The following is a 6,484-nucleotide window of genomic DNA, read 5'->3' as shown; positions in this document are numbered from 1 at the left end:
CCCCCCGCCACCGGGGGGGGGGGCCCCGCCCCCCCGGGCCCCACCACCCGGGCCCCGCCCCCTGCGCGAATCGCCATCAAAGAATTGTGAGCATCATGACTAAAACCCTGGAAGAACGGCCGGCGACGAAACCGTCGTTGCTCGCCGAGGCCCGCCAGATCAGCTTCTGGGCTGAGAACGCTGCACCGATCGGGCTCGTCGCCCTGGTGATCGTGTTCTCGATCCTGAGCCCGAGCTTCCTCACCCTGGGCAACATCCGGGCGATGCTTGTCGCCGCCGCGATCCTCGTCGTGCTGGCGATCGCCCAGGCGTTCGTCATCACGACCGGCGGCATCGACCTCTCCATCTCCGCGACCATGACGGTCGGTGCGATCGGCTTCGGCATGGCCTGGCAGGCCGGGTTCGGCTTTCTCCTCTCGGCGATCATCACCATCCTCGCCGCGAGCCTGATCGGCCTGGTCAACGGTCTCCTCATCGCCAAGGGCAAGGTCACCGACTTCATCGCCACGCTGGGTACCTTGTCGGTCGCCACCGGTCTCGCCCTGATCGTGTCGAACGGAAAGCCCATCGCGGTCAGCTCGCCCGAGCTGCTCGTGCTCACCTCCGGCTCGCTCGGCATCTTCGGCTACCCGATCATCCTCGCCGCGATCATCGGCGTCGCCGCCTGGTTCGTCATGTTCCGCACCCGCTTCGGCCTGCACGTGCAGGCGGTCGGCGGCAATGAGGAAAGCGCCATCGCCAACGGCATCAGCGCCAGCCGGGTGCGGATCGCCGTCTACCTGATCGCCGCCGGCCTCGCCGGTGTCGCCGCGCTCCTCCTCGTCGCCCGCGTCGGTGCAGCCGAGCCGGCCATCAACACCCAGTTCCTCCTGAACTCCATCGCTGCCGTCGTTCTCGGTGGCGTGAGCCTCACCGGCGGAAAGGCGAAGATCGTCGGTCCGATCATCGGTGCGCTGCTGCTCACCGCTCTCACCAACGGACTCACCCTCCTCGGTGTGTCCCAGTTCTACCAGCCGCTCGCCGTCGGACTCGTTGTCGTCCTGGCCGCCCTACTGACGAGGTACCAGAAGAAATGACCACTCCAGATTTCGTTCTCACCGCCGAGAACATCACCAAATCGTTCGGCGGAGTCCATGCCCTCAAAGGCGCATCGATCGGGATGCGACGCGGCGAGATCACCGCGCTGATCGGCGATAACGGTGCAGGCAAGTCGACGCTCGTCCGCTGCCTGTCCGGCATCCACCGCCCCGACACCGGCACCATCACCCTGGATGGTGAGGATGTCACCTTCGAGACCCCAAACCTGGCCCGCGAGCACGGCATCGAGACGGTGCACCAGAACCTGGCCCTCGTTGAGGAGCTCGCCGTGTGGCAGAACTTCTTCCTCGGCCGGGAACTCACCAAGGGCGCCGGGCCGTTCAAGACGCTCGACCGCAAGCAGATGAAGTCGACGGCACACGATCTGCTCAACAACCTGTCGGTCAACGCGCCGGCGGTCACCAGCAAGGTGCGCCGGTTGTCTGGCGGGCAACGCCAGGCCGTCGCCATCGCGCGGGCCGCCGGGTGGGGCAGCAAGATCGTGATCATGGACGAGCCGACCGCGGCACTCGGCGTGCAGGAGACCGCGCGCGTCGAGAAAGTGATCAACACCCTGCGGGACTCGGGTGTCGCGGTGCTGCTGATCAGCCACAACTTCGATCAGGTCATGCGGCTCTCCGACCACATCTGGGTGATGCGGGCCGGCCTCGCCGTCGCCGAACGCCGTTCGGACGAGACAGACGGTGACGAACTGGTCGCGCTCATCACCGGCGCCAAGGCCGCGTGAGTGTCGTGAGCCACCCCGACGCGCAGTCCTCCGGTGCGCCCACCAACCCGATCGGCATCCACGCCGGCGTCTGGGTCGGCGACTGGACTCCGGCCTCGGCCGAATACGCCATCCGCGAGAGCGCACGGGCCGGCTTCGACCTGATCGAGATCCCCGTGCGCGACCCCCGCACGACCGACCTGGCGCTCACCCGGCACCTGCTCGCCGACCACGGCATCGACGCGGTCGTGTCGCTGGCGCTCGGTGCGCACCTCGACATCAACACAGAGGATGCCGCCAGCTCCGATCGCGGTGAACGGATGCTCGACGACGCGATCACGTTCGCCCGCGGCGTCGGCGCCAGCTACATCGGCGGCGTGCTGTATTCGAAGATGGCCAAGTACACGCACGCGGCGACTCCGGCGAGCCGGAACAACTCCCTCGCGGTGCTGCGCCGGGTGGCAGCGAAAGCCGAGGATGCCGGCATCCGTCTCGGGATGGAGTACGTGAACCGATACGAAAGCAACCTGCTGAACACCGCACGGCAGACCGTCGACTTCATCGCTGAGCTCGGGGCCGACAACGTGCTGCTGCACATCGACACGTTCCACGCCAACCTGGAGGAGACCGACCAAGCGACCGCCGTCCGCGATGCGGGCGACCTGCTCGGTTACATCCACGCGGCTGAGAACCACCGCGGCTATCTGGGTTCGGGCAGCATCGACTGGCCCGGACTGTTCCGTCAGCTCGTGCTCAGCGGGTTCACCGGTCCGATCACGTTCGAATCCTTCTCCAGCGACATCGTCAGCCAGGAGACGTCGGACGACATCGGGCTGTGGCGGAATCTCTGGGACGACCCCGCGGATCTCGCCCGCAGCGCCAACGACTTCCTTCGCACCGGCCTCGCGGCGGCTCACCGGGCCCACGCCCAACTCTCTCCTCGACCGCTCGTCTCTACCCACTAAGGAATCCCATGACTGTCAACAAACTCGGCGTGCACGCTCTCGTCTTCTCCGGTGGAACCACGCCAGACGAGGTGGAGTACACCGTCGGCGAAGCGAAGAAGGCGGGATACGACATCCTTGAACTGTCGCTGCACGACGCCGTCAATCTCGATGTCGCCGCCGCGAAATCGGCGCTCGATGCCGCCGGCATGGACATCGTCTGCTCCCGCGGGCTCGCTTTCGACGCGGATGTCTCGAGCAGCGACCCGGGGACCGTTGCCAAGGGCGCCAAGCTGCTCCAGGATTCGCTGCAGATCACCGCGGACCTCGGCGGAACCCACTTCACCGGCGCGCTCTACAGTGCGCTCGGCAAGTACGGCCAGCCGTTGAGCACCGCCGGCCGGGCCAACGTCGTCGCCGTGCTGCAGGACCTGGCCAAGGAGGCGCAGTCGAAGGGCATGACGCTCGGTCTCGAGGTCTGCAACCGGTACGAGACCAACGTCATCAACACAGCAAGCCAGGCGCTGACGCTCGCCGATGACATCGGTGAGGACAACGTGCTGATCCACCTCGACAGCTACCACATGAACATCGAAGAGGACGACTTCGTGCGGCCCATCCTGCTCGCCGGTGACCGCCTCGGCTACATCCACGTCGGTGAGAACCACCGCGGCTACCTCGGCAGCGGACACCTCGACTTCACGTCGTTTTTCCACGCCCTCGCCCAGGTCGAGTACGCCGGCGCCATCACCTTCGAGTCGTTCTCCTCGGCCGTCGTGTCACCGACCCTGTCGAACGACCTGGCCATCTGGCGCAATCTGTGGAACGACGGCCCGGCCCTCGCCAAGCACGCCCACACCTACCTGAGCACCATGCTCGCGGCGAACCGTGGCGACTTCTAGGCCGGAGTCGAGCGCGGGGAACTGGGATGCCCTCGCCCGCCGCGCGCTCGACCTGGTTGGGACGGAACGCCGGGTTCTGCTCGGTATCACCGGGAGTCCAGGGGCCGGTAAGACGACGCTGGCCCGCGAATTGGTTGACCGGGTCAATGAGCTGACGGGGGCGGATGCCGCGGCTCCCGTCGCCGTGTACCTCCCGATGGATGGGTACCACCTCGCCAACGCCACGCTGGATCGCCTTGGCATCCACGACCGCAAGGGAGCGATCGACACCTTCGACGGCTGGGGGTTCGTTTCCCTGCTCCGCCGGGTGCTCGTCGAGACCGACCACGAGGTGTACGCCCCGAGCTTTGATCGCCGGGTCGACGAGGGGATCGCGGCGGAGATCGCCGTGCCGGCATCCGCTCGTCTTGTCGTGGTGGAGGGCAACTACCTGCTCATCGATCAGGAGCCGTGGTCGCAGATCGCACCGTTGTTGGCCGAGTCGTGGTTCTGCGAGACCTCGGAGGCGGAGCGTCTGCGGCGGCTCGTCGACCGGCACGAGCGGCACGGCCGGTCCGCCGAGGCCGCCGAGGCGTGGGCCCGCACCGTTGACGGAACCAATGCGGCGATGATCGAACCGTCGAGGGAGCGGGCGACGCTGACGATCTCCGGGGTGGACACCACCATCGTCTCGGTCTGACGCATCCGGCGGCGACCATGGGGACGGGCACGGCAGAGGTTGTGCCGTCCCGGTCTTATCTGACGCACATGCCGGTTTGTCAGACGAGGAACCGGCATCTGCGCCACACGAAGCGGTGTTCCGGAGCCAGCGCAGGTTCATCTGTCGCAGGGGCCGATTTTCGGATCCAGAAACCGGCATCCGCGCCACACGAACCGGCATCCGAAGGCGCCAGCTATGGCCCCGGCAACCTTTTCCGAGTATTTTTCGGAGCGATGTCGATCCGGCCCGCTCCCGTTCGACGCATAAACAGAGGGACGCATGGGCGGCCCCCGCCACGAAGGAGAACACCATGAAGTACATGCTGATCATGCGCTCAACGGACGCCGCGAAGAAGGAATACGAGAAGGCCGACTTCGAGAAGATCATCAACGCGATGGGCGCATACAACGAGTCGTTGATCAAGGCCGGCGTGCTGCTCGCTGGCGAAGGGCTCGCCGACGATCTCAGCGACGCGTTCGTCGTCGACTTCAACGCTGACACCCCGATCGTCACCGACGGCCCCTACGGTGAAACCCACGAGCTGTTCAGCGGCTTCTGGATCCTCGAGGTCGGCAGCAAAGAGGAGGCCGTCGAGTGGGCGAGCCGTTGCCCGCTCGGACCGGGCAGCAAGCTCGAAGTGCGCCGCGTCACCGACATGAGTGACTTCGCGGACTTCGCCGACAACGAGTACATCAAGAAGGAAGAAGGCTGGCGGCAGGAACTCGGCACGGTCTGAACCGCGAGCTGTCCCGTGAGCGCGACTCCTGACATCCGTCGCACAATCGACGCCGTCTGGCGCATCGAGGGCGCGCGTATCGTCGCGACGCTCGCTAAGATGACCGGGGATGTCGGCCTGGCCGAAGACCTCGCGCAGGAAGCCGTCGTCGACGCGCTGAAGCAATGGCCGGAGTTCGGCGTTCCGCAGAACGCGGGCGCCTGGCTCACCGCGGTGGCGAAGCGCAAAGCGATCGACGGCTGGCGGCGCCGGGAGCGGCTCGACGAGCGGTACCGTGCGATCGCCCACGACCTCGAGCAGGCGGGCGACGACGAATGGCAGCCGATCGACGACGACGTGCTGAGGCTCGTGTTCACCGCCTGCCACCCGGTTCTGTCCCGGGAGGCGCAGGTCGCGCTCACCCTGCGGGTGGTCGCCGGTCTCACTACTGACGAGATCGCGCGGCTGCTGCTCGTGCCGGTGGGGACGGTGCAGCAGCGGATCGTCCGTGCGAAGAAAACCCTCTCAGCCGCAAAAGTACCGTTCGAAGCACCTGATCCGGCCGAATGGCCGACCCGGCTCAGTGCGGTGCTCGGCGTGGTTTATCTGCTTTTCACCGAGGGGTATGCCGCGACGAGCGGCGACCGGTGGATCCGCACCGAACTCGCGCACGAAGCGCTGCGGCTGGGCCGGGTGCTCGCCGGCCTGCTTCCCCGTGAGCCCGAGGTGCACGGCCTCGTTGCGCTGATGGAGTTCCAGGCGTCGAGATTCTCCGCACGCACCGCCCGCGACGGCAGCCCGATCCTGCTCGCCGACCAGGACCGGTCGCGCTGGGACCGTGCGCAGATCGGGCGTGGTCAGGCGGCGTTGCAACGAGCGGATGCTCTGGGTCGCGGGCGGGCAAGCTACAGCCTGCAGGCGGCGATCGCCGAGTGCCATGCCACCGCGGCGAGCGTCGACGACACCGACTGGGAGCGGATCGTGCTGCTCTACGAGGCGCTCGGCCGGATCGCGCCGAGCCCGGTCATCGACCTCAACCGGGCGGTCGCGGTCTCGATGTCGACCGGTCCGGCGAATGCGCTGCGCATCGTCGACCGGCTGGTCGCCGATGGCGCTTTCCGCGGCTCGCACCTGCTGCCGAGCGTGCGCGGGGAGTTACTGGCCCGGCTCGGCCGCACCGAGGAGGCGCGTGCGGAACTCCTCGCTGCCGCCGGCCTCGCCGCCAACGAGCGGGAAAGCGCGGTGCTGCGAGCGAAGGCGGCCGCCCTGTGAACGCAGCGCTGCGCGGGTGTTTTCACCACGCGCGGCTGTTGTTCGCTGCTTGCCAGGATGGTCGTGAGACATCTGGTGAGGGTGTGGGGAAAGCGAAGTAGAACATGAGCGAATTGATGATTGTCGGCCGGACCGCGAGTGGGAGCC

Annotated in this window: 7 protein-coding genes; all 7 read left to right on the top strand. The window is 67.0% G+C overall.

Annotated elements, in window-relative coordinates; genetic code table 11:
- Positions 1–95 precede the first annotated feature (95 nt).
- The 7 genes from ACLQ62_RS02755 to ACLQ62_RS02725 all read left to right on the top strand — a co-directional run bounded on the left by ACLQ62_RS02755 (position 96) and on the right by ACLQ62_RS02725 (position 6,337).
- Entirely contained in the window at positions 96–1,076 is a 981-nt protein-coding gene (locus ACLQ62_RS02755) for an ABC transporter permease (protein WP_411720133.1), read from the top strand.
- The gene (locus ACLQ62_RS02750) at positions 1,073–1,825 is read left to right on the top strand and encodes an ATP-binding cassette domain-containing protein (RefSeq protein ID WP_411720132.1); all 753 of its coding nucleotides are present in this window, start codon (positions 1,073–1,075) and stop codon (positions 1,823–1,825) included. The genes ACLQ62_RS02755 and ACLQ62_RS02750 overlap by 4 nt, the downstream gene beginning before the upstream one ends.
- Positions 1,826–1,830: 5 nt before the next feature.
- Positions 1,831–2,769: a sugar phosphate isomerase/epimerase family protein gene (locus ACLQ62_RS02745; protein ID WP_411720131.1), complete on the top strand. Its 939-nt coding sequence runs from the start codon at positions 1,831–1,833 to the stop codon at positions 2,767–2,769.
- Between the two features lie 8 nt (positions 2,770–2,777).
- Complete coding sequence (locus tag ACLQ62_RS02740; protein WP_411720130.1) at positions 2,778–3,650, top strand: sugar phosphate isomerase/epimerase family protein; 873 nt, start codon at positions 2,778–2,780, stop codon at positions 3,648–3,650.
- Positions 3,637–4,329 carry a nucleoside/nucleotide kinase family protein gene (locus ACLQ62_RS02735; protein ID WP_411720129.1) on the top strand — a complete coding sequence of 231 codons (693 nt, stop codon included), beginning with the start codon at positions 3,637–3,639 and terminating at the stop codon, positions 4,327–4,329. The genes ACLQ62_RS02740 and ACLQ62_RS02735 overlap by 14 nt, the downstream gene beginning before the upstream one ends.
- A 331-nt stretch (positions 4,330–4,660) precedes the next feature.
- On the top strand, positions 4,661–5,086 hold the full coding sequence (locus ACLQ62_RS02730) for a YciI family protein (protein ID WP_411720128.1): 426 nt from the start codon (positions 4,661–4,663) through the stop codon (positions 5,084–5,086).
- A 15-nt stretch (positions 5,087–5,101) separates the two neighbouring features.
- Positions 5,102–6,337, top strand: a complete 1,236-nt coding sequence (locus ACLQ62_RS02725; RefSeq protein WP_411720127.1) for an RNA polymerase sigma factor — start codon at positions 5,102–5,104, stop codon at positions 6,335–6,337.
- Positions 6,338–6,484 lie beyond the last annotated feature (147 nt).

It is taken from the genome of Mycetocola sp. (assembly GCF_046716805.1).
GTDB lineage: Bacteria > Actinomycetota > Actinomycetes > Actinomycetales > Microbacteriaceae > Mycetocola_A.
This window is presented reverse-complemented; position numbering and strand designations above follow the sequence as displayed.

Bases quoted from the DNA above. Each gene is read 5' to 3' on its own strand.
- ACLQ62_RS02755 (WP_411720133.1), top strand. From the start codon at position 96: ATGACTAAAACCCTGGAAGAACGGCCGGCGACGAAACCGTCGTTGCTC.
- ACLQ62_RS02750 (WP_411720132.1), top strand. From the start codon at position 1,073: ATGACCACTCCAGATTTCGTTCTCACCGCCGAGAACATCACCAAATCG.
- ACLQ62_RS02740 (WP_411720130.1), top strand. From the start codon at position 2,778: ATGACTGTCAACAAACTCGGCGTGCACGCTCTCGTCTTCTCCGGTGGA.
- ACLQ62_RS02730 (WP_411720128.1), top strand. From the start codon at position 4,661: ATGAAGTACATGCTGATCATGCGCTCAACGGACGCCGCGAAGAAGGAA.